Here is a 25,202-nt window from a genome sequence, read left to right on the forward strand (position 1 = left end):
CGAGGAACAGACCGTCGTCACAAAAGGAGCGCGGTTCGTGCGACCGCCGCCCGCGGCCGGCCGCTCAGACGTTCGTCGCGCGGAACTCGCCGTGTTTCATCCCGAGGACGAAGACGATCGCGCCGAAGACGGCCATCGAGGGGACGACCATCATGAGGACCGTCTGCAGTGCCATCGGGGTTCCGACGCTGATGCCCACGGTTCCGACGGCGATGATCAGCGCCACGAGACCGGCCGCGCGCGGAAGGTCGTACTCCATGGGCACAGTAGCACGCTAACCGATATGAACGTTCGGTCGTCGGCTCGCGCGGACGACGGTGAGCACAGATGCGTCCTCGCCGGCGATCGCTAGCGTATTTGTCGACCGCTTACGGAACGAACGCATGCGCGTACTGTGCGTCGCCGGACCGTCGGACTCCGGCAAAACGACCGCCGTGGCAGCGCTGACGACCCAACTTCGGGATCGCGGCAGCGTCGCGACCGTCAAACACCTCACCCACGAACCGGACGTGGACACCGAAGGGAAAGACACCGACCGCCACCGCGCGGCGGGCGCAACGCACACCGTCGGCATCACGGAGGACGGCGGGTGGTTCGCGACGGGAGACGACCGCACGCTCGACGCGGTCCTCGACGACCTCACACCACACGTCGACTACGTCCTCGTCGAAGGCTTCAGCGGGCGTCACCTCCCGACGGTCGTGCTCGGCGGCCGCGAGACGGCCCCGCCGGTCGTCGCCGAGGCGCCGTGTGCTGACGATCTCGACTACGGGCGTGTACTCGATCGGATCGAAACGATCCCGCCGACCGAGACGCCGAGGTCGCTCGCCGCCGCGGTCCGGGCCGTCGTCGGCGAGCCGTCGGTCCCGGTGGCGACGAGCGAGGTACCGATCTCCGCCGAGCGCGTCTCGGGCGAGTCGTCCGGGCAGCGCGCTGCACGCGCGTCGAGCGTCGAAGAGTCCCTCCGTACCGACGACAGCGTACGGGCGGTCCGCGTGCACCACCGCCGGCCGGTCGACCCGACGGCCCCGACGAGCGTCTGCGTCGCCGTCGCGGCCGACACGAGCCGACTCGCCGCCGAGGCGGTCGCCGACGCACTCGAGCGGTTCGGTGACGTGTCGTCCAGATAACACGGTGCGGAACGACTGTGGGGTCGTCCGACCGGCGCGAAACCAAAATCGGCTCCGTTCTCACGTATCTGCAATGCCGGCAAGTTATAACCGGTGCCGAACCGACCGTACACTAGATGCAGACGCGAACGCGCCGGTCCCTGCTCACGACGGTCGCGGCGGGGTGTGGCGTCGGGGTCACCGGCTGTCTGGGCGGGACGGACGCCGTCTCGGTGCTCGCGGCCGGCAGCCTCGCGGTGGTGTTCGAAGACCACGTGGGTCCGGCGTTCGAAGCGGAGACGGGGACCACGGTTCGCGGCGAGTACCACGGCTCGACGGCGGTGATGCGGATGATAACGGACGACCAGAAGCACCCAGACGTGGCGGTGAGTGCGGACCACCGGTTGCTCCGGGACCGGCTCTACGAGCGCCACACCGACTGGGACGTCGCGTTCGCGTCGAACGCGGTCGGACTCGCGTACGGGCGCGACACGTGGGTCGCAGACAGACTCGCGGCCGGCGATCCGTGGTACGAGGTGGTCCGTGACGCGCCGGCGGGCGATCTGGCGATCAGCGATCCCGCACTCGACCCGCTGGGGTACCGCGCCGTCCTGGCGTTTCGACTGGCGGAGCGCGAACACGGACTCGACGACTTCGCCGCGCCGACGCTCGAGCGGGCGTATCGGGAGCCCGAGGAGCCGCAGCTGCTCGCCGGCGTCGAGACCGGCAACCGCGCCGCCGCCGTCGCCTACCGGAACATGGCGGTCGCACACGACCTCTCGTTCGAGCCGTTCCCGGCCGCGTACAACTTCGCGGACCCCGATCGGGCCGAGACGTACGCCTCGGCGTCGTACACCACCATGGACGGCTACACCGTCACCGGCGCCCCGATCGTCTACAACGCGACCGTGCTCGCGGACGCAGCGGCACCGACGGCGGGCCGTCGATTCGTCCAGTTCCTCGCCACTGCCACCGACGTGCTCCGCGAGAACGGCCTCGCTGTGGCGTCGTTCCCGCGCGCACACGGTGCGGTCCCGAGTGGGGTGCTCCCGTGAGTCTCGCGAGCGAGACGATCCGACACCAGGGGAGTCGGGCGCCGGCGCGGCTCGTCGCCGGGCTGCTCGGGGGACTCCTCGTCGCCGGGTTCGCGCTGCCGTTCGTCGCGTTCCTCTGGCGTGCCGGGTCGGTCGCCCTCTGGGAGACGCTCGCCGAGCCGGCGACGCGGACCGCGATCCGCAACTCCCTGCTCACCGCGCCGGTCGCGACGGGGATCGCGACGGCGCTCGGCGTCCCACTCGCGTACGTCCTCGCACGGGCGTCGTTCGTGGGGAAGCGCGTCGTCGAGGCGCTCGTGATCCTCCCGCTCGTCGTGCCGCCGGTCGTCGGCGGAGCACTGCTGTTGAGCGTCGTCGGGCGGTTCACGCCCCTCGGGGCGGCCGCCGCGAGCGCCGGCGTTCCGCTCACCGACAGCCTGCTCGGCGTGATCCTCGCACAGACGTTCGTCGCCGCCCCGTTCGTCGTCATCACCGCCCGTGCCGGGTTCGCCGCCGTCGACGAGCGGTTAGAGCAGGCGTCGCGGTCGCTCGGCCACGGACCGATAGCGACGTTCACCAACGTATCGCTCCCGCTCGCGCGCGGGGCCATCGTGGCTGGCATCGTCCTCACCTTCGCGCGGGCGACCGGCGAGTTCGGCGCGACGATGATGGTCGCGTACAACCCGCGGACGATGCCGACACAGCTGTGGGTCGCGTTCATCTCGGGCGGGATAGACGCCATCGTGCCGCTCGCGGTTGCGCTGTTGACGATCACCCTCGCCGTGCTGGCGCTCGTCAGGCGTGTCGCGCGCGTCCCGACGGTGGTGGACGCGTGACTGGCGTCGAACGGACACGCGACCGAGCGGTCGCCGACCGGGACGGCGACGAGACCCCGGCGCTGGAGGTCGACGGGCTCTCACACCGATACGGCCGGACGCAGGCGCTCACCGACGTGTCGGTCGCCGCCGCACCCGGCGAGCTGATCGCGCTGCTCGGGCCGAGCGGGTGTGGCAAGACGACCCTCGTGCAGGCGATCGCCGGCCACCTCCACCCCACCGCCGGACAGGTGGCGCTCCACGGGACGACAGTCACGACGGTGCCTCCCGAGTCGCGCGGCGTCGGCGTGGTGTTCCAGCGGTCGACGCTGTACCCGCACATGACCGTCGCCGAGAACGTCGCGTACGGCCTCGCCGCCCAGGGGGTCCCCGACGAGACGCGCGCAGAACGGGTTCGTCGGTACCTCGAACTCGTCGAGCTGACATACCTCCGTGCGGCCTCCCCGGACGCCCTGAGTGGCGGTCAAGCGCGCCGCGTCGAGCTCGCGCGTGCGCTCGCGCCAGAGCCCGACGTCTTGGTGCTCGACGAGCCGTTGTCCGCACTTGACAGGCGACTCCGCGTCCGGCTTCGCGACGAGATCACACGGATCCAGCGAACGACGGGTGTGACGACGCTGTTCGTGACGCACGACCAGGCCGACGCGATGACGGTCGCAGACCGGCTCGTCGTCATGCGTGACGGGACGGTGGCCGCGACCGGCACGCCGCGGGCGCTGTACGAGTCGCCCCCGAACCGATTCACCGCCCGGTTTCTCGGCCGGTCGAACGAACTCGCCGGGCGGGTCGTCGACGACGATGTCGGCCGCGCGCTCGGCGACGCCGCGAGTGACGACGAGCTCGATCTCGTCCGCGTCGCCGTCGGCGAGACGCGCTTCGTCGTCCCCGACACGGCACCGAAGACGGACCGGGTTCTGGTGCACGTTCGCCCGGAGGCCGTTCGCGTCGCTGCGGCGGGTGTCGGTGACGACCGCGAGAGGACCGATCGAAACGGGAGCGACCACGACGCCGAGAGCGGCGGTCCGAACGCGGACCGCGACGCGACCGTCTCGCTCGACGGGACCGTAGCGCGCGTCGCGGACGCCGGAAGCCGGTACGACGTGCACGTGAGCCTCGATTCGGCGACGGCTATCGACGAGGGCCTGGAGACGCCGCGAGCAGTCGACTCGCCGCCGACGGTGACGGCCGAGTGTACCCGATGTCGGCTGGCTGCGGGCGACCGGGTTCGGATCGCGTTCGACGGCCGCGACGTCTCCGTGTTCCCGCGGTCGACCGAACGTGCCGAGTCGGGCGGCGCAGGCGACCCCGTTCGGTAGTCGTCGCTCGTCGGTCACCGGCGGGTCGCCGTCGTTCGTGGCCGTTCACGCTTCGACGATGTCGTCGTCGGCCGCGGGTGGGACGCGGAGCGTGGCGTCGAGGGCGACCACGGCGTCCCCGCCGACGCTCACGCGAACCGCGTCGTCGGCCGCAGCGTCGGTCGGCTCGGTCAGTCGAACGTGGACGCGGCCGGGGCGGTCCAGGACGTGTCCCTGTTCGAGGACGAACTCGTCCGGTGGGTCGCCGTCGAACGCGTCGACGGTCCGGAGGTAGCCGGCGGCCGCGCCGCTCGCCGTGCCCGTCACGGGATCTTCGGGCACCCCGACCGCCGGGGCGAAGGTCCGACCGTGGAGGGTCGTCGACGGCGACAACGTATCGAAGGTGAACGTGTACACGCCGGCGATGTCGAACTCGTCCGAGAGCGCTTCGACGGCGGCCCGATCCGGGTCGGCCTCGGTGAGTCGTTCGAGGAAGTTGACCGGAACGACGAGGAACGGCAGCCCGGTCGAGGCGACCGCGACCGGGAGATCCGCGCCGACGTCACGGAGGGCGGCGGCGTCGATGCCGAGCGCCGCCGCGAGTCGATCGAGGTCGACGTCGACGGCGTCGACGCGGGGCGCATCCTGACGCATCCAGACGCGTCCCGTGTCGGTCACGCGGACGGTGAAGCTCCCGGCGTTCGTATGGATCGCGTGTTCGCCGGCATCGATCGCGCCGTCGTCGAAGAGGACGGCGAACGCCGCGATGGTGGCGTGTCCACAGAGGTCGACCTCCGTGCTCGGCGTGAAGTAGCGAACGCGGTAGCCGGTCTCGAGGCCGTCGGTCGTCGCCGCGGGCGTCACGAACGCCGTCTCTGATGCCCCCAACTCGGCGGCTATCCGTGCCAGCTGGTCGTCCGTGAGGCCGGTCGCGTCGGGAACGACGCCGGCTACGTTGCCGGCGAGCGGCTCCGTGGTGAACGCGTCGACGAGGAGCGCACGTGTGGTGTCCATCGCTCGTTCGTCGTCGAGCGTGAGGAAAAATCTCCCGGCGGTCGACCTCAACCCTTTTTTCCCCGCTCCGCCGACAGAGTGGGTATGGGCCTGTTCGACCGCTTGCGCGGGAACGACACACCACGGGTGGCGTTCGTCGGGATCGAGGGGCTCCCGTACGACCTCGTCGCCGACGAGCCGGAGACGTTCCCGACGCTCGCGGCTATCGCCGACGCGGGCGACGCCGGAGCGATAGACAGCATCGTCCCGCCGGAGTCGAGCGCCTGCTGGCCCGCGCTCACGAGCGGGGTAAATCCCGGTGAGACCGGAGTCTACGGCTTTCAGGACCGCGAGATCGGGTCGTACGACACCTACGTGCCGATGGGCCGTGACGTCCAAGCGACGCGCATCTGGGACCGGGCGACGGCCGCCGGGCTCGATGCGACGGTGTTGAACGTCCCCGTCACCTTTCCGCCCCAGCGCGACCTCCAGCGAACGGTCGCCGGGTACCTCTCGCCCGACGTCGACGCCGCCGCACACCCCGAGGAGCTGCGGTCGTACCTCGAGTCGGCCGGCTACACGCTGTCGGTGAACGCGAAGCTCGGTCACCGCGAGGACAAGTCGGCCTTCCTCGAGGACGCCCGCGAAACGCTCGACGGACGCGCCGCGCTGTTCGGGCGATACGTCGACCGCGACGACTGGGACCTCTTCGTCGGCGTCTTCACCGCACCGGATCGGGTCAATCACTTCCTCTGGCGTGACTACCGCGAGGCGGGCCGCTACCACGACGCGTTCGTCGACTTCTACGCCGCACTCGACGCACACCTCGCGACCCTTCGCGACGCACTCGCGGACGACGTGACGCTCGTGGTCGGCTCGACGCACGGCTTCGCCAGCCTCGAGTACGACGTCTACTGCAACGAGTGGCTCGAACAGACCGGGTGGCTCTCGTACGCGGACGACGACCACGCCGCGCTCGCCGATATCGACGACGACACTCGCGCGTACTCACTCGTGCCCGGGCGGTTCTATCTCAACCTCGAGGGGCGCGAGCCGAACGGGGCCGTCCCCGAATCGGCGTACGACACGGTCCGCGCCGAGCTCGCGGCGACCCTCGAGACGTGGGAGGGACCGAACGGCGAGCCGGTCGTCGACCGCGTCGTCGAACGAGAGACCGCCTTCCGCGGCGACCACGACGAGATCGCACCGGACCTCGTCGCACTCCCGAACCCGGGGTTCGACCTGAAGGCCGGATTCCGTCCACGCGACCGCGTGTTCGACCCCGACGGTCCCCGGACAGGAATGCACACCTTCGAGGACGCCGCGCTGTTCGTCGACCACCCGGCGGCGACCGTCGAGGACGCCGACCTACTCGACGTCGCACCCACACTGCTCACGCTACTCGACGTCGAGTACGGCCGGACGGACTGCGACGGCGCGAGCCTGGTGTGAACCACGCCACGATCAACGGAGACAGACATGGAACGGACCCCAGACGGCACGCCGGTCGGCGTCGACGACCCGTACGCGGTCGCCGGCATCTGTGACCACCTCACCGACGACGGTCGGTGTCGGTTCGCGCTAACGCGGGCCGGCGACGACCCGGGATTCGCCGACGCGCGCCGCGCCGACGACTACGCCTGCCACGTCGGACCCGAAGGAACCTGGCGGGCGTGTCCGCACTACCGGTCGACGACCGACGGTCGAGAGTGCGTGCGGTGTGGCCTCGAAGAGGTCCGGCTCGCGGGCGAGGACGCACGGCCGCTCGTGGAGGCACACCACCTCTCGTACGGTGACGCCGAGACACCGGACGAAGCCGAAACGTCGGGCGACGCCACGACGACGGCCGACGCCGCAGCTGCCGGCCCACACGAGATCACCGTCGCGCTATGCCGGTGGTGTCACACCAAAGTACATCGATCGATAGCACGGATCGACGACGACGCGAGCCCGGATCCAGAGGCGATCGCCGAGTGCGAGGGACGCCGGACAAGAGAACGCGAGGAGACGGCGTTCGAGACCGCACGCGAACGGTTCGACGAGTCGACGTGAGGGACGGTCAGCCAGTGACCTCGCCGGGGCGGTTCACTCGGGTGCCGGCCGGACGAGGTCGGCGAGCGCGACGAGCGCGCCGAGGAACCAGCCGATCGGAATCGAGATTCCGATCCACATCAGCAGGTAGCCGATCCCTGGGAGCCCGACGCCCGCACCGAACGTCTCGAGGTCGAACGCACCGCGGATGACCTCGTTGAGACCGCCAACAGCAAAGACCGTATCGAGGATCCAGACCGCGAGCGCGTAGCTCGGGTCGAGGACGTACGGCTCGAGCGAGGGGGTGACGAGTGCGGCGACGACCGGCGGGAGAAACAACGCGGTCATCGCCAGCGGGTACGCGAGCAGGACGCTGGTGAGTCGACCGCCTGTCTTCGAGGTGACCGCAGCGAGCCCGGCGGCAACGACGGCGACGACGCTCGCGATCCCCACGGCGAGGACGTCGGCGAGCCCGAGTTGGAAGTACGTGAACAGGGTGAGCGCGCCCCACCCGAGCGCGGCCGCGAGGATCACGCCGGCGACGCCCAGCCGCGTCACCGCACTGTCGAACTTGCGGGCGTAAAACCTGGTCGCGAAGCCAACGAGAAGAAACGGGTACACGAGAGCGACGAGCGGTGCGCCGAGCGCACCCCACAAGTAGTACGCGGCCCGCTGCGGGAGCGTCTCCGGCTTCCACTTGCCGAGCACCGTGCTCGGGTCGAGCTGTCTGGGGAAGACCGTCTCCATCCAGGTCTCGTGGAGGCGAACGACGTCCAACGCGAGCGCCTCCAGCAGACCGGGCTGCCCTCGTCGTTCCATTTGGCTCTTCTCTCGGGGGAGTCGACGTGAAGGTTGTGGGTTCGTCGGCCCGTGCGTGAGGGATGCAGACCGGACGCACGACGTGGCGTCGGGATCGGATGTGCTTTGTCCACCAGCCGCCGAGCGTGACCGAGTATGTCTCTGGCCGCGTTCACGCACGGACTGGTGCTCTCGTTCGGGCTCATCGTCGCGTTCGGGCCACAGAACGTGTTCATCGTTCAGCAGGGCGCCACACAGCCGCACGTCGGCCGAGCGCTGCCCACGGTCGTCACCGCCGGCGTCGCCGACACGCTGTTGATTCTCCTCGCGGTGGGAGGGGTGTCCGTCGTGGTGCTCGAGTTCGCGTGGCTGCAGACGGCGTTGTTCGCCGCTGGGTTCGTCTTCCTCTGGTACGTCGGCTGGGTGCTCTACACAGCACCGGACTTCGAGCCCGGAGCGATCGGAGCAGACCGACTCGGGACGCGCGAGCAGGTCGGTTTCACCGCCTCCGTCTCGATACTGAACCCGCACGCCATTCTGGACACGGTCGGTGTGATCGGGACGAACGCCCTGGCGTACGCCGGAGGAAGCCGCTGGTCGTTCACCGTCGGCTGTCTGATCGTGTCGTGGGGATGGTTCACCGGACTGGCCGTCGCGGGGCGGCGACTCGGCGGGGCCGCACCCGGGTGGCTGCGCCACCTCAACACGATCTCGGCGGTGCTCGTCTGGCTCGCCGCGCTCTACATGGGCGTACAGCTTGTCGATCTCGTCGTGTGAACTTGCCGACGAGTGGGACGAGACGTCGGACGAGGCGTGGTCTGGACGTAGTGAATGAGCAACGACACCGAGATTCAGCGCGGTGATGTCGTTGTCGTTCGACTCGATCCTGCCGAGGGCCATAAAATGCGGAAAACGCGGCCTGCGGTGGTGGTGCAGAACGACGTCGGGAACAAGAACGCTACTACCACAATCGTCGCACCTGCGACGGGAACGTACCGAGGCTATCCATTTGAGGTACTCGTGGAAGCGTCTGGCTCACCGTTCGAGAAAGACGCCTCCGTGCGGCTTGACCAGATTCGAGTCGTGTCTGTTGAGACGCGAATCCATTCGGTGGCTGGCAGTCTCGCCGACTCGACGATGAGCGAGGTCGACGACGTGCTCACATTGAGCCTCGGACTCAACTGAAAGCCACGAAAACGACGGCGGAAAGTCACGGGTGACGACGAAGCGGGGAGAATCGTATGCATTGCGGTGACCAGCCTCAACCACTGCGAGACGAGATTTTGATATCGTAGAATACGATTTATTGAGCGTCGATAGCCCGCACCGACTCGAAGGTACCATCGACGATTGCGTCGGCGACCGCACGGATATCGACCGGCTCGACCGCATTGGGATACTTCCGAGTGAAGTACCGCGAGAGGTTCCGAACGTCGCGTTCGAGGAACTCCCGGGCGTTCTGGTGGTCAACGGGAACGGCCTGCGGCCAGTCGAAGACGGTGACACCACTCGCTGCGACCGCGACGTTGTGTTCGGAGGCATCGGCGTGGACCCATCCCAGATCGTAGGCGGTTGCGAGTTCGCGATAGACCAAGTCTAGGACGCCCGATGCCTGAGCGGGCTCCAGCGTAGCCCGGGCGAGTTCCACGCCGTCGAAGGTGTCCATCACGATGGCGTGACGGTTGTGATCGACCGGGCGCGGAACGGAGACGTCCGGGTACAGCGCTTCCATCACCTCGTACTCGCGTTCGGCCGCCTTGCGCGCCGTGTAGAACCAGGAGACGTGGTCGCGGTCGGCGGTGTACTCGCGCTCGCGGTTCACCTCACGGAAGTTGGTGTACCCCTCGCGGTGGTACTTCAGCGCGTGCGGCCGGAACGACCGCACCTCGTAGACGTCACCCTCCTTGCCCAGCCCCAGTGGTGAGCCGACGCCGTCGATGGTCCCACGCTCGGAGAACGTCCGTAGCGCCAGCGCGTCATACCCCTCGAAGGTCAGTTGGTACCCCTCGTACTGGATCGTCTTACGCTGGATCAGCTCGCGGTCGAGACAGCGATCGAGTCGGTAGTCGACCTCCTCGCGCGTGAGCGTAGCGTACTCCGGGAGTTTGTCCCGTCGAACCCACTCGGAGAACCGCATCCCCTGCTCGACACCCGAGAGGAGATAGAAGTCCTCGGGCTCGAGCTCCGCCATCTCGCCGGCGACGTTTCGAACCATACGGGCTCTACTTCGGCAGTTCCTAAAAGCACCGCGCGTCCGGTCGATGGAGTTGATAAAGTATATGTCGCAATAGCAAATTTGCAGGAGGACGACATCGGGTGGCGGACCGGTCGTCGGTAACGAGGCCCGCCACAACGGCAGGCCGACACAGAGCACAACCGATTTGATCCCACAGCGTCCAGACAGCGTATGACCGCGCCGGCGGGCGAGTGGCGGTTGATCCGCGAAGAGTGCCGACCGGGACCGATGCAGATGGCACTCGACGAGGTGGCCGCAGAGACCGTGAGTGCGGGAGGCCCGGCGACGATCCGGACGTATCGGTGGGACCCGAGCTGTCTCACCCTCGGGTACAGCCAACCCCCCGACACGGTCGACTGGGAGGCCTGTGCGCGGGCCGGCGTCGACGTCACGCGGCGGCGGACCGGCGGCGGTGGGATATACCACGACCACGTCGGCGACATTGCGTACTCGATCGCCGTCGACGCAAACGACGTGCCCGGTGCGCTCCTCGAGGCGTATCACCTGCTCTGTGCGCCAGTACTGGACGCGTTCGGGCGACTCGGCGTCGACGCCGACTACGTCGACGAGACGGTCCCAGCGCTGTACCACCCGGCATGTTACCTCCGCGAGCTGCACCCGGCACACGACGTCGTCGCCGACGGTCGAAAGATCGCGGGGAACGCCCAGTATCGAACCCGTGAGGCGGTCGTCCAACACGGCTCGCTCACGTACACGGTCGAGGCGGCAGCACATCTCGACAGCTTCACTGACCCGCCGGTGTCGGCCGCGACCGTCCGCGAACGAGTGGTTGGGATCGACGAGCTCGCCGACGTGGACGGGGCGACCGCTGTCGACCGAGCGACGGCCGTCGACCGGTTGGAGGCCGCACTCGCCGACTGGGTGGCCGCCGGCGGCGGGACGCTGGACCGGGACGGCGCATGGACGGACGACGAGCTTGCACGTGCCCGAGAGCTCGTCGAGACGCGCTATCGCGACGACGAGTGGGTCCGCCAGCGACCGGGTACGTGAGTCGGGCTGACGTCCGGAGGCGTCGACCGGCGGTTTCGAAGCGGCTTTGAGACTCCCGGCCGTGGTCCGGGTATGAGTCTTCGAGTCGGTGCACACGTCTCCATCTCGGCGTCGCGCGCGTCGAACGACCCCGAGACGCCGCCGCACGGCAACATCGCCAACGCGGTGTTCAGACAGACCGCGTTCGGCGGAAACTGCGGGCAGATATTCACCCACTCGCCGCAGGTGTGGGAAGACCCGAACGTCGATGCGGCCGAGGCCGAACAGTTCCGATCGGCCACCGAGAGCGACCTCGATGGACCGTGGGTGATCCACACCTCGTACCTCGTCAATCTCTGTACGCCGAAAGACGACCTCCGTGAGAAGTCGCTTCAGTCGATGCAGCGGGAGGTCGACGCCGCAGACCAGCTGGGTATTCCGTACGTGAACGTCCACCTCGGAGCACACACCGGGGCGGGCGTCGAGGGCGGGCTCGATAACGCGGCGGGGGTCGTCGACGACGTCGACGTGCCGTCGGACGTCACGATCTTGATCGAGAGCGACGCGGGCGCGGGGACCAAGCTCGGCGGCGAGTTCGAACACCTCGCGGGGATCATCGACCGAACCGACACCGACATCGACGTGTGTCTCGACACCGCGCACGTCTTCGCGGCGGGCTACGACCTCTCGTCGGCCGCCGCCGTCGACGAGACCGTCGAGGCGTTCGACGACGTGGTCGGCTTAGAGCACCTCCAGTGTATCCACCTCAACGACTCGAAACACGACTGTGGAACGAACAAAGACGAGCACGCACACATCGGTGAGGGACTGATTGGCGAGGCGGGAATGGAGCGGATCGTAAACCACCCCGACCTGCAGTCGGTGCCGCTCGTCTTGGAGACGCCGACGGAAGACGGCAAGAGCTTCGCGTGGAACATCGACCGGGTTCGGTCGTTACGACGCGAGTGAGCCGGTGGACGGACCCGTGAGGCGGTTTTCGGCGTCGTACCTCGCACACACCCGCGAAGGGATGTGGAGCGGCGGCCGCGAGGCGCTCGCCGACTGTTCGCTCGGGGACCGCGACCGCGCCCTCGACGTCGGCTGTGGGACGGGCGCGTTCACTCGGGTGCTCACCGAGGAGACACCACAGGACGCGACCGTGATCGGCGTCGACGCCGACATAGGGTTGTTAGACGTCGCGAGCGACCGATACGACCCGGGAGATGGCAGTGCCCCGTGCCGCCCGCAGTACGTCGCCGGTGACGCCACGCGGCTGCCGGTCGGTGACGACGCCGTCGACCTCGCGGCGTGCCAGGCGTTGTTGATCAATCTTCCCTCGCCGGCGGCCGCGGTCCGCGAGCTCGTTCGAGCGTCGTCGGATCTGGTCGCCGCGATCGAACCGAACAACGCGGCGGTCGCGGTCGCCTCGACGGTCGACCGCGAGACGACTCTCGAACGGGAGGCGCGGGCGGCGTACCTCGAGGGTGTCGGCACCGACGTCGCGCTCGGGGACCGCGTCGAGACGCTGTTCGAAGCGGCCGGGCTCGTCGACGTGCGGTCGCGTCGGTACCTCCACGAGAAGCGGACGGTACCGCCGTACGACGATCGGTCGCTCGAGTCGGCCGCGCGAAAGGCGTCGGGAGCCGGGCTCGACGCACATCGCGAGGCGCTTCGTGGCGCGCTTTCGGCGGCTGACTACGACGACCTCCGACGGCGGTGGCGAGCGATGGGCCGCGAGGTCGTCGCCGGAATGCGCGACCGCGACTACGAACGCGTCGAGCTCGTCCCGTTCGAGGTGACGGTCGGGCGCGTGCGGTGAGGCCGGAGCCCACGGCCGGACGACTCGCCTCGGTCACCGGGGTCGGTACACCGAAGTCTTCGGGGGACCAAGACGACAGATATGCCAGCCACGCTCGTGACGGGCTCGTCGAGAGGGATCGGCCGCGGGATCGCACGCCGCTTCGCCGACGACGGGTACGACGTCGCCGTCAACTACCACACGAACGAGGAGGCCGCCAACGCCGTCGCCGAGAGCGTCCGCGACCGCGGACAGTCGGCCGTCGTCGTCGGTGCGGACGTGTCGGATCCAGACGCTGCGACGCGGTTGGTCGAGACCGCAGTAGACGCATTCGGCGGGCTCTCGCACGTCGTGAACAACGCCGGAATCGACCAGCACGTCTACACCGAGTCACTCGACCCCGCCGACTTCGACCGGGTGATGGACGTCAACGTCAACTCGGCGTTCGCCGTCACGAAGGCGGCACTTCCCCACCTACGCGCCGCCGACGAGCCCGCGTCGGTCACGAACATCTCTTCGATCCTCGCGCACACGGGTGCGCCGATCGAGTGTCACTACGCCGCCTCGAAGGGCGCACTCGTCTCGCTCACGCGGAGTCACGCCGCCGACTTCGCGCCCGACGTCCGGGTGAACGCCATCGCGCCGGGCCACGTCGAGACCGACATGACGGCCGATCGAGATCCGGAGCGCAAACGCGAGGAGCTCGCGGCGATCCCCGTCGACCGATACGGACAGCCGGCAGACATCGCAGACGCCGCGGCGTACCTCCGCGACGCGACGTTCGTCACAGGGGAGACGCTAAACGTGAACGGCGGCGAACGGATGGGGTGAGCCGCTCAGTACGCCTCAAGGCCGGCTTCGATCCGGTCGAAGCCCTCGCGTAACTCGGCCGGCGAGCTCGCGAACGAGAGTCTGAGGTGACCCGGTGTCGTCGCCCCGAAGCCGTCGCCGGGCGCGAGCACCACGCCGTGCTCCTCAAGCAGGTACGTCGCGACGTCGAGAGCGGGCTCGTCGAGTCCGGGGTCGAGGTAGGCGTAAAACGCCCCCTCCGGCCGGGGACACGAGAGCCCGTCGATGGACGCGACGCGGTCGACGACGAGGTCGCGACGGGCCTCGAAGGCGTCGTACATCTCCTCGAACGGCTTCTGTGGCCCGGTGAGCGCGGCGATCGCGGCGTGTTGGGCGACGCTCGACGCGCAGGCGGTCGTCGATTCGTGGATCGTCACCACCTCGTCTGTGAGGTGGCGGTCACCGGCGAGCCAGCCGAGCCGCCACCCGGTCATCGCGTACGTCTTCGAACAGGAGCCGACGGTGAGCACGTGCTCCGGGTGGTCCGTGTACGCGGCGATCCCCTGACCCGGCCCGTCGTAGGTGAGTCCGAGGTACACCTCGTCGGCGATCACGTACGCGTCGTGGTCGGCCGCGGCCTCGACGACCGCGCGACAGGCCGCCTGGTCGTAGACCCGCCCGGTCGGGTTCGACGGGGTCGTGAGCACGATGGCGGCCGTCTCGTCGCTCATCTCGTCGATCACGCGGTCGGCGTCGAGCGCGAAGCCCGTCTCGGCCGGCATCGGCACCTCGCGGAACGTTCCCTCCGCCAGTCGCGCCTGGGTCTCGTAGTTCGGCCAGACCGGGCCGGGCGCGAGCAGTTCTTCGCCCGGCCCGACGGTCGCGAGCACGGCGAGGTGGAGCGCCTCCATACCGCCGACGGTGACGACGATCTCGTCGGGATCGTGCGTCACGCCGTACCGATCGGCGAGGGTGTCCGCGATGGCACGACGACACGCCGGCATGCCGGCGTTCGAGGTGTAGTGGGTGGCGCCCCCACGAGCCGCCTCGGCCGCCGCATCGACGACGTGGTCGGGCGTGTCGAAGTCTGGCTCGCCGACCTCGAGACGGATCAGGTCGCCGTCGTGTCGTTCGGCCAGGTCGTACATGACCCGGATGCTCGAGCGACCCGCCTCACGGACGCGGTCGGTGGGTGTGGGCATACGATCCCCACGGCCATGGACGGCAAAAGCCGTCGGGTGGCGGAAAACGTCGTCTTCTCCCGCGGGGAGCCTGAAGCCGACGTCAACCCAAAGCGGCTCACACCATGTCGCCGCGAACCGAGGTCGTCGCTTGCTCGGCGCGGGCCGTGGCGATGGCGTCGGCGATTCGCTCGGCAGTCGCCTCCTCGTCGACGCCGAGCATCTCGAGTGCGGCCGGGAGCGTCGGCATCGCGAACGTACCGGCGCGGAGCCGCTCCATCGCCGCCGTGTCGCGCTCGCCGTCGACCCACAGACACACCCCGCGGGGATCTATCACCTCGTCGTACGCGTCGCGGGCGAGCGCCCCCCGCAGTCGCTGGGTGACGGTATCGTCGAAGCTCGCGTTACACACTTCGAGGTGGATCGGATCGTCGTCGGGTGCAGGCGCGAGCAACTCCGCCCCAAGACACTTCTCGGGGGCGGCGTACCCGTTGTCGCTCGCACGGACCCGGTCGGGGTGTGCCTCGGCCCACGAAGCGCGGACGGTGCTTCCGACGCCCTGAACGCCGTACCGGTCCGCGAACGACGCCGCGGCCTCGTCGTCGCTCGCTAAGAGCACGTCTTTCGTGAGGTAGACGTCGAGTCGGTCGATCGGGTCGAGCCCGAGTGCGACGTCGCCGTACGCCCACACCTCACGGACCGGGACCGGTAGCGGCTCCCGGTCGACCCGGTCGAGAATCGATTCAAGCCGGTCGACGGCCCGTTCGCGTTCCATCGACTCCGGATACATCCCGGCGAGTAATACCGGTTGCGCCGTCGATCGGGCCGAGTCACGAGGGGTCGTCTTCGCCACCCGGCAGCCCCGCCTCGGCGAGCCGCTCGTCGACCGACGCCCAGTGGCTACCCTTCCAGAACCACTGGCCACAGTCGCGACACCGCCAGTGTCGCTCCGGGCCGTCCGCCGGGACGTACGAGGGGCGGGGCGCGTCGAGAGCGACGCGTTCTACGGGACTGTTGCAGGCCCCACAGCGGGTCGGCTCGTCGGCGAGTCCGATCGCATAGCCGGCCGCGTCGAGTTCGCGGAGCTGGTCGAGGACGTCGCGCTCCGTGAGACGGACCGCATCCTCGACGCGGGCGGCGAGCGCACGATCGCGGGTCAGGAGCGTTCGGTCCGTCTCGGCGGCCAGCGTCGCGAGTTCGTCGTCGGCTTCGATTCCCCGGTCGAGTGCGTACAGCGCGTCGTACCCGCACATCCGGAGGTACGTCACCAGCGTCCCACACATGACGTCGACGAGGACGCGTGGCCGCTCGGTCTCGGCGGCGTGGTCCGCGTCGCGGCCGTCGGTCGTCACGAGAGGAACGACCGAAGCGCGGAGCGGTCGTAGGTGTTGAGCACGTCCGCGGTCTCGGCCCAGCCCCGACGAGCGGTGTGGACCCCGTACCGAGCGTTGTCGAGCTCTTCAGGCGCGTGGGCGTCGGTGTTCACGACGATCGTTGCGCCGGCGTCGACGGCGGCACGAACCGCGGTGTCGTCCGCGTCGAGCCGTGCCGGATTCGCGTTCACTTCGATCGCCACTCCTTCGCGCGCCGCCGCCTCGGCGACGACCTCCACGTTCGGCGACAAGCCCGGGCGACTGTTGATGAGCCGGCCGGTCGGATGCCCGAGGACGTCGACCATGGGGTGTTCGACGGCGCTGACGAGTCGTTCCGTAGCGGCCTCCGGATCGGCATCGAGTGCCGCGTGCGGCGAGGCGACGACGATGTCAAGATCTGCGAGAACGTCTTCGTCGGGCACGATCGATCCATCGGCTGCGATGTTCGCTTCGACGCCGTGGAGCACCTCGATCGAGGCGTCTTCGGCGACGTCGGCGATCGCCTCGGCCTGGGCCGTGAGTGCCTCGCCGTCGAGAGCGATGTCGCCGAACACACCCGGTCCCTCGCCGTGGTCGGTGACCGCGTAGTAGTCGTACCCGCGCGCTTCGGCGGCCGTCACCATCGCGTCGATGGAGAACCCGCCGTCCGACCAGTCGGTGTGCGTGTGGAGGTCACCGCGAAGTGCCTCCGTCTCGACGAGGTCAGGGAGGTCGCCCGCAGCGGCGGCCGCGATCTCACCGGTGTCCTCTCGAAGCTCCGGCGGAACGAACGAGAGGCCAAGCGCCTCGTAGACGCCCGTCTCGGTCTCGCCGGCGACCCGGTCGCCGGTCTCTCTGTCGACTGCGCCGGCGTCGGCGTCACCGCCCTCGTCCGTGTCTGCGGTCTCTTCAGCCACCTCGTCGGGCGATTCGGCGAGCTCGAACAGCCCGTACTCGTTGAGCGTGAGCCCCTGATCGAGTGCGCGGTTGCGGAGCGCAACGTTGTGTGCCAACGACCCCGTGAAGTACTGGAGTGCGGCGCCGAACTGATCCTCGTCGACGACACGGAGGTCGACGCGGGTGCCGGTTGCGCGGACGCTGGCCTTGCTCGTGCCCGCCTCGATCGTCTCGTCGACCGCCGGCCACGCGAGAAACGCCTCGAACACCGGGTCGCGGTCGGTGCTCGCGACGAGCAGGTCGACGTCACCGATGGTGTCACGCCAGCGGCGGATCGACCCGCACACCTCGGCCCGCGAGACCGCGTCGATGTCCGCTAGATACGCGAGTGCGTCGTCCGCGAGCGGCCGGGCGTCGCCGAGACGCGTTCGCTCTCGGGACTCCCTCGCGAAGGGGATGTGCTCGAGGATCGACGTCTCCGTCTTCGCGCCGAACCCGCTCACCTCCCGTATCTCGCCCGCTTCGGCGGCCGCTTCCATCTCGTCGAGGGTGGTGATACCGAGCGCCTCGTACAGGGTGCCGACGGTCTTCGGGCCGACGCCCTCGATGGCGGTCAACGCCTCGACGTTCGCCGGCAGCTCCTCGCGAAGCGCCTCGAGTTCGTCTATCGACCCCGTGTCGACGTACTCGACGATCTTCGCCGCGATGGCCTCGCCGACGCGATCGATCGCCGCGACGGCGTCTTCGCCGTCGGCCGCGAGCGACTCGATCGGCGTGGCGTGCTCGCGGACGTTCTCGGCCGCACGGCGGTACGCCGACGGCTTGTACTCGACGCCCGTCGCCTCGAGTCGGTCCGCGAACTCCTCAAGGAGGGTGGCGACCTCGTCGTTCCGACTCATTCGTGATCGGCTTCGGCGTCACCGCATATATACTGTCGGCCGCGGCAGCTGGCGGCAGTCCGCGGGACCTAACTTCGTCGCGACGCTACGATACTACGTGTCATCCGAAGCGCGCCCCGAACAGGAGCGAAACGTGTTTGGCGATCCCCTCGAGCCGTGTAGCACCGATCCGGAGACCGGCTACCTACGCGACGGCCGATGTCGTGACGTCGACGGTGACGTTGGTGAACACACGCTGTGTGCCGTCGTGACCGCCGAGTTCCTGACGGACAGTCGGGACCGCGGCAACGACCTGATCACGCCCCAGCCGGCGTTCGACTTTCCGGGACTGACGCCGGGTGATCAGTGGTGTCTGTGCGTCGGACGCTGGCTCGAGGCCGTCGACGCCGGCGTCGCGCCGCCGGTCGTGCTCGAGGCCACGAACGAGTCGGTACTCGAGGCCGTCGACGCCGACCGACTCCGTGAACACGCCTTCGACCCGGAGACGTTCGAGCCAGGGACGCTCGACGGGTAGCGGCGGCACCCCTCGGCGTCGAGAGGCGGGTTCCATCTACCCCCTCGGCGAGCGGCTCATCGCGTCGCCCACAGACCGGCTGCGACGAGCGCGGCGAGCGCGAGCGAGCCGGCGAGCGCGGCGAACGCCGGGCGGAACCCGGCGCGGTCGGCTATCGCACCGACGACAGCGGGCGCGAACGCACCCGCGCCCATGAGCAGCGTCCTGACGACGCCGAGCCCGCCGCCGGCGATGTGGTCCGGCAGCGTCTCGACGAGGAAGGCGCCGCGGGCCGGCCGGAATCCGTGCGACCCGAGACCGAAGGCGACGACGAGCGCGCCGAGCGTGATCGGGGCGTATCTCCCGGTGAGTGCGAACCCGTCTGAGCCGAGCGCGACGACGACGGCGAGTGCGACCGACGCGAGCGCCAGCGCCGCGGCCATCACCGGAAGCCGACCCAGCCGATCCGAGAGGTCACCGGAGACGAGCTGGACGAACGTCGCGGCGAACAGCGCGGCGTAGATCAGACTCGCGGTCGACGTCGAGAGTCCCGCCACCGCCGAGAGGTACAGCGGGAAGAACGCGACCGCGCCGTTGTACGCGAACGAGAAGGCAACCGTCACGAACACGAAGGCGACGAGCCGCGGGTCGCGGAACGCGACGAGGTACGCGTCAACGCTGGGATCGGCGGCGGGGTCGGTGGGAGCCATCGCACTCGCCGAGAGTTGAGCGGGCACCCGTAGGGCGAACACGGTGGCGGCCACAAGGGCGGTGATTCCGGCGGCGACGAACAGGCCGCGCCAGTCGGCACCGGGGAGCGAAGCGAGGAGCGCGGCGAGCACCGGCGGCGGCGTGAGGACGAGGACGACCGCGGCGGGCGCGGCGACCCCGCCGAGTGCACCGAGGGTGTCGTGTACACCGAGGACGCGCCCCGTTCGGTCGGGGTACGTTCGCGCGAGGAGCCGCACCGCCACCGTCTTGTGTGCCCCGGTGCCGGCCCCGATGACGAGCATGATCCCCGCGAGCACGATGAACGGGGTGTCGACCACGAGCGCCAGCGACCCGACGCCGGCGACGCCCGCCCCGAGCGCGATGACGGGGACCGGACCGACCCGATCGGCGATCGCCCCGCTTGGAAACTGCATCAGCGCGTACACGAGCATGAACCCGGTGAAGGCCGTCCCGACCGCGGCGTTGCTGACGTCGTACCCCGCCTGAAGCGGGCCGAAGAGCGGCGGGAACGCGTACCGGACGAACTTCCCGAGAAACCAGAGGAGTGCGGTGAGTGCGACGGCGTCGTACGTACGGAGCCGCCGGACGTCCATCGGCGGTCGTACTCCCCTCGGTGGCTTAAACGGGTCGGAGACGGAACGCGGTCGGGGTGAGGTCGGGCGGGGCTTCGGGTGTGGGCGAGCAGGGCTACGAGTGGGCGTTGACCGCGAACACGACGTCTAGCCGAAGGGACCCTTGCCGCCGCCCATCATGCCACCGAGGCCGCCACCGCCCCCGCCCATCTTCTTCATCATCCGCTGCATGTCTCCGTCGCCCATCCCCTGGAACTGCTCTATCGTTCGCTCCATCATCGAGTGCTGTTCGAGCAGCTGTCTCACGGTCTCCTCGTCGGTGCCGGAGCCGATCGCGATCCGCTCGGTCCGCGACTGGCCGACGACGCGGGGGTTCTCGAGTTCCTCGTCGGTCATCGAGTCCATGATCCGTTCGAACTTGCGCATCCGGTCTTGGGTGACGTCCATCGCGTCGTCCGGCAGCTGGTCCATCAGGCCGCCGCCCATCCCCGGGATCATGTCCATCACCTGATCGAGTGGACCCATCCGGTTCATCGCCTCCATCTGTTTTTGCATATCTTTCAGCGTGAAGCTCCCTTCGAGCAGCTGTTCGGGGTCCCAGTCGTCGTCTTCGGCCTGGGCCTCCTGCATCGCGCGTTCGACCCGCTCCGAGAGCTGCTTGAGGTCGCCCATCCCGAGCAGCCGCGAGATGAACCCCGACGGCTCGAACCGCTCGACGTCCTGGACCGTCTCACCGGACCCGAGGAACGCGATCGACGATCCGGTCTCGTTGACGGCCGTCAGCGCCCCGCCACCCTTCGCGGTCCCGTCGAGTTTGGTGATCACGACGCCGTCGATGCCGATCGACGACTCGAACTGTCGAGCCTGGTCTTTCGCACCTTGGCCGATCGCCGCATCAAGCACGAGCAGCGACCGATCTGGGTCGACCGCCTCGTCGATCGCTTCGATCTCGGCGATGAGGTCGTCTTCGAGCGCGTGTCGCCCCGCGGTGTCGACGATCTGGACGTCTGCGTCTGCGGTCGCCGCCATCCCCTCGCGCGCGATCTCGACCGGGTCGTCGCCATCGGGGTCGCCGTAGAAGTCGACCTCGGCGCGCTCGGCCATCTGTTTCGCCTGGTCGTACGCGCCCGGTCGGAAGGTGTCCGTCTGGATCACCGCCGGCTGGAGCCCCTTCGTCGAGAACCACCACGCCATCTTGGCGGCGGAGGTGGTCTTCCCGGAGCCCTGCAGCCCGGCGAGGAGGATGGTCTGTGGTTCTAACGGCAGCGCGGTGGAGTCGCCGACGAGCTCGACGAGCTCTTCGTAGACGATCTTGAGGACGTGGTCGCGGGCGGTCGTCCCGCCCGGCGGCTCCTCTTCTGTGGCGCGCGTCTCGATCGCGTCCGACAGCTCCATCACGAGCGAGACGTCGACGTCGGCCGCCAGAAGCGACCGCTGGATTTCCTTTACGATCGCCTCGACGTCGTCCTCGTCGAGACGTGATTTCCCCTGGAGTCGATCGAGACTGCTCCGAAGGGACGTACCGAGGTCGTCGAGTACCATTTGCCGGTACTAGGCGGCTCGCGGGCTAAAGCTTTGTTCGTCCGGCAGCCGAGCCCGACGCCGGTCGCGTGCCGCCTGACGTTCGATCGAGCGGCCCGAGTTGAGCGGTGGGTCCGTGCGCCGGTGATGCATGAGCCATGCACACCCGCGACACGGTTTATTCGCTGAAACGAGTACGCTGGCGCATGCCGACGTGTCCAGACTGTGAGACCGAGACCAGAAAGCGGCTCGCGATAGTCGAGCCGTCGGAGCTGAGCGCAGAGCGCGACTACTGTCTGACGTGTGGAACCTTCGTCGACGACGACGCCCACCCGCGACGGAACCGGTCGGGTGAGTGAGCCGGCCGAGTCGTCGAGCCGGTCACTGAACGGCGATCGACTCGTCTGCGGCCGAATCGTCACGGAGGAGTCGAGCGCCCGAGGGGTGTGTCCGACAGACGTGCGGGTCGTACCCAGCGTCTGAGAGGCCCGTTTCGAGGGCGAACACCGTCTGGCCGAGCATCGCCATCGCCGCGGATCCGCCGGCAGCCGAGACGGCGTCTATCGCCCTCTCGACTGGGGGGGCTAGCAGATTCGCACGCTCGGCGAACGCCCGCGACGCGGCCATGAATGTCTCGAGACGCGGGTCATCGGTCACGCGGTCGAGTGCGTCGGTGCCGGCCGCAGAGAGGCGGTCGGTGTCGCCGGCGAGGACGTCGGCGGTCGACAGCGGACCGAACGAGACGTACTCGACGCGGGGACTGGCGGGGATACCGTCGAGCGAACCGTATTGCGGCGCACCGGGTTCGAGCCGGAGCGGCACGCCGCCGCGTGCCTGTGCGACCACGTCGCCGAGACCGGTCCCACGCTCGACGTCCGCCTCGTGTGCGATCCGAACGAGGTCGTTCTCCGACCGACCGCAGTCGGCCGCAGCGTTGGCCGCCATCGCGGCCCCGAGCGCCGCGGCACCCGAGACACCGAAACCGGCACCGACCGGGAGATCGGTCGTCATCTCGACCCGCGCTCGGACCCCGAGCGCGTCGAGCACGTCCGCGACGGCGCCCACCGACGTGGGCTCGCCGTTGAGCGCGAGCGACGTCGCCGCGTCGGTCGGGGTGACGGTAACAGTGACGCCCGTCGAGAGGGTGACGCCGGCACCGCGCGACCCCGCCGCCGCCGCCCGGGTGGCCGGGTGGGCGCTGAAGAACCCGGTGACGTGGCCGGGGACGACGGCGGTCTCACACGAGCGACTCATACCGAGCTGGAGGGGATCCCTCCGATTAACCGTTGCCATCTGGCCGCCGAAGGACGACGCGGTAGTCGGCGGCCCGACCCGCCGGGACCGGTGTACTCATGTGTCGGGAGTCGCAAGCCGCGTCGACCGATGCAGTTCGTTCCGTTGGTGGTGCTCGTCGGGGGCAGCGCGCTCGTGAGTCTCGCCGTCCTCGTGCCGTACTGTGTCGACCGAGACCGGATCGATGCGGTGGTGAAGAGTCGGGAGCGCCGTCGACGCCGGCTGCGAGCCGTCGCGCCGTACCTCGGGGGGCTGGCGCTCGTCCTACTCGTGAACAAGGGACTACTCGGGCGACTCGAGGCGCTCTCGCGTGCACACGGGGTTCGGGCGACCCTGTGGTTCTACGAACTCGAGGGCAACGCGGTCGCGACCGTGCAGTCTGCCGTCCCCGAGTGGGGGGTGTACGTCTTCGGACCGGTGTACGTGCTCGGCTACGTGGTCGTCCTCACCCTCCCGCTCGTCGCGTACGTCTTCGCTACGAACGCGCGCGCCGTGAAGACGCTCGTCACGGCGTACGCGGTGGAGTACCTCGCTGCGATCGCGTGTTACACCGCTGTGTTCGCGTACGGGCCTCGAAACTACCACCGGCTCCCCGGGGCCGACCCGAGTGCCGCACGAGTCGAGGCGCCGCTGCTCGAGGCGTTTCGAAGCGTCACACGGCTCACCGCGCGGGTGAACGTCGAGACGAACGTCTTCCCGTCGATGCACGCTGCGCTGTCGATCACCGTGTTCCTCGTCGCGGTGTCGACGCACGACGAGTTCCCCCGGTGGACGGGTGTCGCCGGCGTCCTCGTCGCGAGTATCCTGCTTTCGACGCTGTACCTCGGCGTCCACTGGGTCACCGACCTCGTCGCCGGCGGCGTGCTCGCGGTCGGCGGCGTGGTCGTCGCCGACCGGATCGTCTCGCGCGGCGACCGGGCGAACTGGTGACGTCCCGCGACGGAGAGCGCACGCTCCGTCTCGTCGTTAGTAGTACCCGAGGGCGGCGAGCTGTGCCTCGACGTCCGCGTCGGGTTGTCGACCCGCGAGCGGCTCGCGGACGGGGTCGCGGTCGTCGCCGCCGTCGCGGTCGTTGCCGTCACGGAAGGCTCGGTCGACCGTCTCCGGCTCGATCGGCTCGCGGTGTTCGACGACGCCCGGCGCGTGGACGAGCGTCGTCACCCCCGTGTCACCCCAGTACGAGTGCTTTCGGACGGCACCGGAGGTGTCGGGCGCGTTCTCGTAGACGGCACGGCTCGGTTCGAGGTACGGCTCGACCGGATCACAGCGCCGTTCGAACCGCTCGCGAAGGTCGGCGGTGACGGGTTGTTTGAGCGCGAGTGCCCGGTCGACGGTGAAGCCGCGAGACGGCGGATCGCCGCGGGCGTGTGCGCGAGCAACGGCAGGGAAGCGGGTGAGTGCGGCGAGCTCGTCGACCCGTTCGCCGGTCGCCCCGCCGGGTGGCCGGACGACGAGGGGGACGTGCAACAGCTCCTCGTGCATCGGGAGGATGTGTGAGACGGCGGGGGGTTCGCCGGGGACGCGGCCGGGTTCGCCGAAGCCGTCGCCGTGGTCGCCACAGACGACCACGAGCGTCTCGTCGAGTTCGCCTCTGGACCGGAGCGACTCGAGTGCGTGTTCGAGGACCGCGTCGGCCTGTCGGATCCCGCCGTCGTACAGCGATTCGAGCGCGCCGAGCTGCCAGTACGGCCGGTCGCCGCCGTAGAACGCCCACTCCCAACGGATCGGGAGGTCGGCTTGAATCGTCCGTGCGCGGTCGTCACCCCAGTGGTCGTACGCCTCGCGCGGCTCGAACGGGCGGTGGGCGTCCATCAGGTTCAGACACGCGGCCCACGGGCCGTCGACCCCGCCGCTCCACGCCAGCACCCGGTCTGCGTAGTAGAAGCCGTCGGGGCCGGGGTCGAGCACGGTCGTGTCGTATCGGTCGTCGTAGTCGTCTGGGACGCCGACCACCGTCTCGAAGGGGTCGGCGAGGCCCGCGTCGCGACCGGTCAGAAAGCCGTTCTCGCTGAACAGCCCGGTCGCGTAGCCGTCGGCGGCGAGCGCCTCGAAGACGGTGTGTCCGGCCCGGAGTCGGTCGTGGACGGTCACTTGGTGGACGTGCGCGTCGAGCCCGGTGAAGAGACTCACGTGGCTCGGCAGCGACCAGTTCGACGGGGCTCGAGCCTGAGTGTAGACGGTCGACTCGTCGGCGAGTCGTGAGAGATACGGCGTCGTCTCGCGAGCCGCATCATATAGCGAACAGTTTGCGGCCCGCACGGAGTCGAGCACGACGAGCAACACGTTCGGGGAGGCGTGGGTGCCCATGGGGCACACGCCGGGTGCTGGAGCGTAGTCTTTGGTATGTGTCCTCCGT

At 69.1% G+C, this 25,202-nt stretch carries 27 protein-coding genes; 15 read left to right on the forward strand and 12 right to left on the reverse strand.

Annotation, left to right across the window (positions count from 1 at the left end; translation table 11 throughout):
• Window positions 1-64 precede the first annotated feature (64 nt).
• A complete protein-coding gene (locus ACNTAO_RS11210) occupies window positions 65-259 on the reverse strand; it encodes a DUF7333 family protein (protein ID WP_435162094.1) in 195 nt (64 codons plus the stop codon).
• A gap of 124 nt (window positions 260-383) precedes the next feature.
• Between ACNTAO_RS11210 and mobB the strand changes: the two genes are divergently transcribed.
• The 4 genes from mobB (at window position 384) to ACNTAO_RS11230 (ending at window position 4,292) form a co-directional block, all read left to right on the forward strand.
• Window positions 384-1,130, forward strand: a complete 747-nt coding sequence (mobB, locus tag ACNTAO_RS11215; RefSeq protein WP_435162095.1) for a molybdopterin-guanine dinucleotide biosynthesis protein B — start codon at window positions 384-386, stop codon at window positions 1,128-1,130.
• 116 nt (window positions 1,131-1,246) lie between these two features.
• Window positions 1,247-2,164, forward strand: a complete 918-nt coding sequence (locus tag ACNTAO_RS11220) for an extracellular solute-binding protein (RefSeq protein ID WP_435162096.1) — start codon at window positions 1,247-1,249, stop codon at window positions 2,162-2,164.
• The gene (locus ACNTAO_RS11225) at window positions 2,161-2,979 is read left to right on the forward strand and encodes an ABC transporter permease (RefSeq protein WP_435162097.1); all 819 of its coding nucleotides are present in this window, start codon (window positions 2,161-2,163) and stop codon (window positions 2,977-2,979) included. The genes ACNTAO_RS11220 and ACNTAO_RS11225 overlap by 4 nt, the downstream gene beginning before the upstream one ends.
• Entirely contained in the window at window positions 2,976-4,292 is a 1,317-nt protein-coding gene (locus ACNTAO_RS11230; RefSeq protein ID WP_435162098.1) for an ABC transporter ATP-binding protein, read from the forward strand. Before ACNTAO_RS11225 ends, ACNTAO_RS11230 begins: the two co-directional genes overlap by 4 nt.
• Window positions 4,293-4,337: 45 nt before the next feature.
• Here the strand turns inward: ACNTAO_RS11230 and ACNTAO_RS11235 are convergent, their stop codons facing one another.
• Window positions 4,338-5,285: a PhzF family phenazine biosynthesis protein gene (locus tag ACNTAO_RS11235; protein ID WP_435162099.1), complete on the reverse strand. Its 948-nt coding sequence runs from the start codon at window positions 5,283-5,285 to the stop codon at window positions 4,338-4,340.
• Window positions 5,286-5,369: 84 nt separating this feature from the next.
• Here ACNTAO_RS11235 and ACNTAO_RS11240 point away from each other — a divergent pair, with 84 nt between their 5' ends.
• Window positions 5,370-6,716 carry an alkaline phosphatase family protein gene (locus ACNTAO_RS11240; protein ID WP_435162100.1) on the forward strand — a complete coding sequence of 449 codons (1,347 nt, stop codon included), beginning with the start codon at window positions 5,370-5,372 and terminating at the stop codon, window positions 6,714-6,716.
• Window positions 6,717-6,743: 27 nt separating this feature from the next.
• Window positions 6,744-7,316 carry a DUF7097 family protein gene (locus ACNTAO_RS11245; RefSeq protein WP_435162101.1) on the forward strand — a complete coding sequence of 191 codons (573 nt, stop codon included), beginning with the start codon at window positions 6,744-6,746 and terminating at the stop codon, window positions 7,314-7,316.
• Window positions 7,317-7,349: 33 nt separating this feature from the next.
• Here the strand turns inward: ACNTAO_RS11245 and ACNTAO_RS11250 are convergent, their stop codons facing one another.
• Window positions 7,350-8,087: a hypothetical protein gene (locus ACNTAO_RS11250; RefSeq protein ID WP_435162146.1), complete on the reverse strand. Its 738-nt coding sequence runs from the start codon at window positions 8,085-8,087 to the stop codon at window positions 7,350-7,352.
• 162 nt (window positions 8,088-8,249) lie between these two features.
• Between ACNTAO_RS11250 and ACNTAO_RS11255 the strand changes: the two genes are divergently transcribed.
• A complete protein-coding gene (locus ACNTAO_RS11255; RefSeq protein ID WP_435162102.1) occupies window positions 8,250-8,870 on the forward strand; it encodes a LysE/ArgO family amino acid transporter in 621 nt (206 codons plus the stop codon).
• 54 nt (window positions 8,871-8,924) lie between these two features.
• The gene (locus ACNTAO_RS11260) at window positions 8,925-9,278 is read left to right on the forward strand and encodes a type II toxin-antitoxin system PemK/MazF family toxin (RefSeq protein WP_435162103.1); all 354 of its coding nucleotides are present in this window, start codon (window positions 8,925-8,927) and stop codon (window positions 9,276-9,278) included.
• Between the two features lie 118 nt (window positions 9,279-9,396).
• Here the strand turns inward: ACNTAO_RS11260 and ACNTAO_RS11265 are convergent, their stop codons facing one another.
• Window positions 9,397-10,308, reverse strand: a complete 912-nt coding sequence (locus ACNTAO_RS11265) for a serine/threonine-protein kinase RIO2 (RefSeq protein ID WP_435162104.1) — start codon at window positions 10,306-10,308, stop codon at window positions 9,397-9,399.
• A gap of 192 nt (window positions 10,309-10,500) precedes the next feature.
• Between ACNTAO_RS11265 and ACNTAO_RS11270 the strand changes: the two genes are divergently transcribed.
• From ACNTAO_RS11270 to ACNTAO_RS11285, 4 genes are all read left to right on the forward strand, one after another.
• Window positions 10,501-11,340: a lipoate--protein ligase family protein gene (locus tag ACNTAO_RS11270; protein ID WP_435162105.1), complete on the forward strand. Its 840-nt coding sequence runs from the start codon at window positions 10,501-10,503 to the stop codon at window positions 11,338-11,340.
• A gap of 72 nt (window positions 11,341-11,412) precedes the next feature.
• The gene (locus ACNTAO_RS11275) at window positions 11,413-12,288 is read left to right on the forward strand and encodes a deoxyribonuclease IV (protein ID WP_435162106.1); all 876 of its coding nucleotides are present in this window, start codon (window positions 11,413-11,415) and stop codon (window positions 12,286-12,288) included.
• Window positions 12,289-12,304: 16 nt separating this feature from the next.
• The gene (locus tag ACNTAO_RS11280; RefSeq protein WP_435162147.1) at window positions 12,305-13,138 is read left to right on the forward strand and encodes a class I SAM-dependent methyltransferase; all 834 of its coding nucleotides are present in this window, start codon (window positions 12,305-12,307) and stop codon (window positions 13,136-13,138) included.
• Between the two features lie 81 nt (window positions 13,139-13,219).
• Window positions 13,220-13,948: an SDR family NAD(P)-dependent oxidoreductase gene (locus ACNTAO_RS11285; protein ID WP_435162107.1), complete on the forward strand. Its 729-nt coding sequence runs from the start codon at window positions 13,220-13,222 to the stop codon at window positions 13,946-13,948.
• A gap of 5 nt (window positions 13,949-13,953) precedes the next feature.
• On the opposite strand, the gene ACNTAO_RS11290 is transcribed toward ACNTAO_RS11285, so the two are convergent.
• The 4 genes from ACNTAO_RS11290 to ACNTAO_RS11305 form a co-directional block, all read right to left on the reverse strand.
• Window positions 13,954-15,108 (reverse strand): pyridoxal phosphate-dependent aminotransferase, encoded by a 1,155-nt coding sequence (locus ACNTAO_RS11290; RefSeq protein WP_435162108.1) that lies wholly within the window; start codon window positions 15,106-15,108, stop codon window positions 13,954-13,956.
• Window positions 15,109-15,205: 97 nt separating this feature from the next.
• Entirely contained in the window at window positions 15,206-15,862 is a 657-nt protein-coding gene (locus ACNTAO_RS11295; protein ID WP_435162109.1) for a DUF7095 family protein, read from the reverse strand.
• Between the two features lie 55 nt (window positions 15,863-15,917).
• On the reverse strand, window positions 15,918-16,439 hold the full coding sequence (locus tag ACNTAO_RS11300) for a Mut7-C RNAse domain-containing protein (RefSeq protein WP_435162110.1): 522 nt from the start codon (window positions 16,437-16,439) through the stop codon (window positions 15,918-15,920).
• Window positions 16,436-18,235 (reverse strand): DNA polymerase/3'-5' exonuclease PolX, encoded by a 1,800-nt coding sequence (locus ACNTAO_RS11305; protein ID WP_435162111.1) that lies wholly within the window; start codon window positions 18,233-18,235, stop codon window positions 16,436-16,438. Before ACNTAO_RS11305 ends, ACNTAO_RS11300 begins: the two co-directional genes overlap by 4 nt.
• 97 nt (window positions 18,236-18,332) lie before the next feature.
• On the opposite strand from ACNTAO_RS11305, the gene ACNTAO_RS11310 reads away from it, so the two are divergent.
• Window positions 18,333-18,749 carry a DUF2237 family protein gene (locus ACNTAO_RS11310; RefSeq protein ID WP_435162112.1) on the forward strand — a complete coding sequence of 139 codons (417 nt, stop codon included), beginning with the start codon at window positions 18,333-18,335 and terminating at the stop codon, window positions 18,747-18,749.
• A 56-nt stretch (window positions 18,750-18,805) separates the two neighbouring features.
• On the opposite strand, the gene ACNTAO_RS11315 is transcribed toward ACNTAO_RS11310, so the two are convergent.
• Both ACNTAO_RS11315 and ACNTAO_RS11320 read right to left on the reverse strand, forming a co-directional pair.
• On the reverse strand, window positions 18,806-20,053 hold the full coding sequence (locus ACNTAO_RS11315) for an MFS transporter (protein WP_435162113.1): 1,248 nt from the start codon (window positions 20,051-20,053) through the stop codon (window positions 18,806-18,808).
• A 126-nt stretch (window positions 20,054-20,179) separates the two neighbouring features.
• The gene (locus ACNTAO_RS11320) at window positions 20,180-21,574 is read right to left on the reverse strand and encodes a signal recognition particle protein Srp54 (protein ID WP_435162114.1); all 1,395 of its coding nucleotides are present in this window, start codon (window positions 21,572-21,574) and stop codon (window positions 20,180-20,182) included.
• Between the two features lie 185 nt (window positions 21,575-21,759).
• On the opposite strand from ACNTAO_RS11320, the gene ACNTAO_RS11325 reads away from it, so the two are divergent.
• On the forward strand, window positions 21,760-21,912 hold the full coding sequence (locus ACNTAO_RS11325) for a hypothetical protein (RefSeq protein ID WP_435162115.1): 153 nt from the start codon (window positions 21,760-21,762) through the stop codon (window positions 21,910-21,912).
• Window positions 21,913-21,934: 22 nt separating this feature from the next.
• On the opposite strand, the gene ACNTAO_RS11330 is transcribed toward ACNTAO_RS11325, so the two are convergent.
• Entirely contained in the window at window positions 21,935-22,807 is an 873-nt protein-coding gene (locus ACNTAO_RS11330; protein ID WP_435162117.1) for a pantoate kinase, read from the reverse strand.
• A 129-nt stretch (window positions 22,808-22,936) separates the two neighbouring features.
• Between ACNTAO_RS11330 and ACNTAO_RS11335 the strand changes: the two genes are divergently transcribed.
• Window positions 22,937-23,776: a phosphatase PAP2 family protein gene (locus ACNTAO_RS11335; protein ID WP_435162118.1), complete on the forward strand. Its 840-nt coding sequence runs from the start codon at window positions 22,937-22,939 to the stop codon at window positions 23,774-23,776.
• A gap of 36 nt (window positions 23,777-23,812) precedes the next feature.
• Here the strand turns inward: ACNTAO_RS11335 and ACNTAO_RS11340 are convergent, their stop codons facing one another.
• A complete protein-coding gene (locus ACNTAO_RS11340; RefSeq protein ID WP_435162120.1) occupies window positions 23,813-25,153 on the reverse strand; it encodes a sulfatase in 1,341 nt (446 codons plus the stop codon).
• Window positions 25,154-25,202: the final 49 nt, after the last annotated feature.

Origin of the sequence: Halorubrum zhoui, from assembly GCF_051194155.1 — an archaeon.
GTDB lineage: Archaea > Halobacteriota > Halobacteria > Halobacteriales > Haloferacaceae > Halorubrum.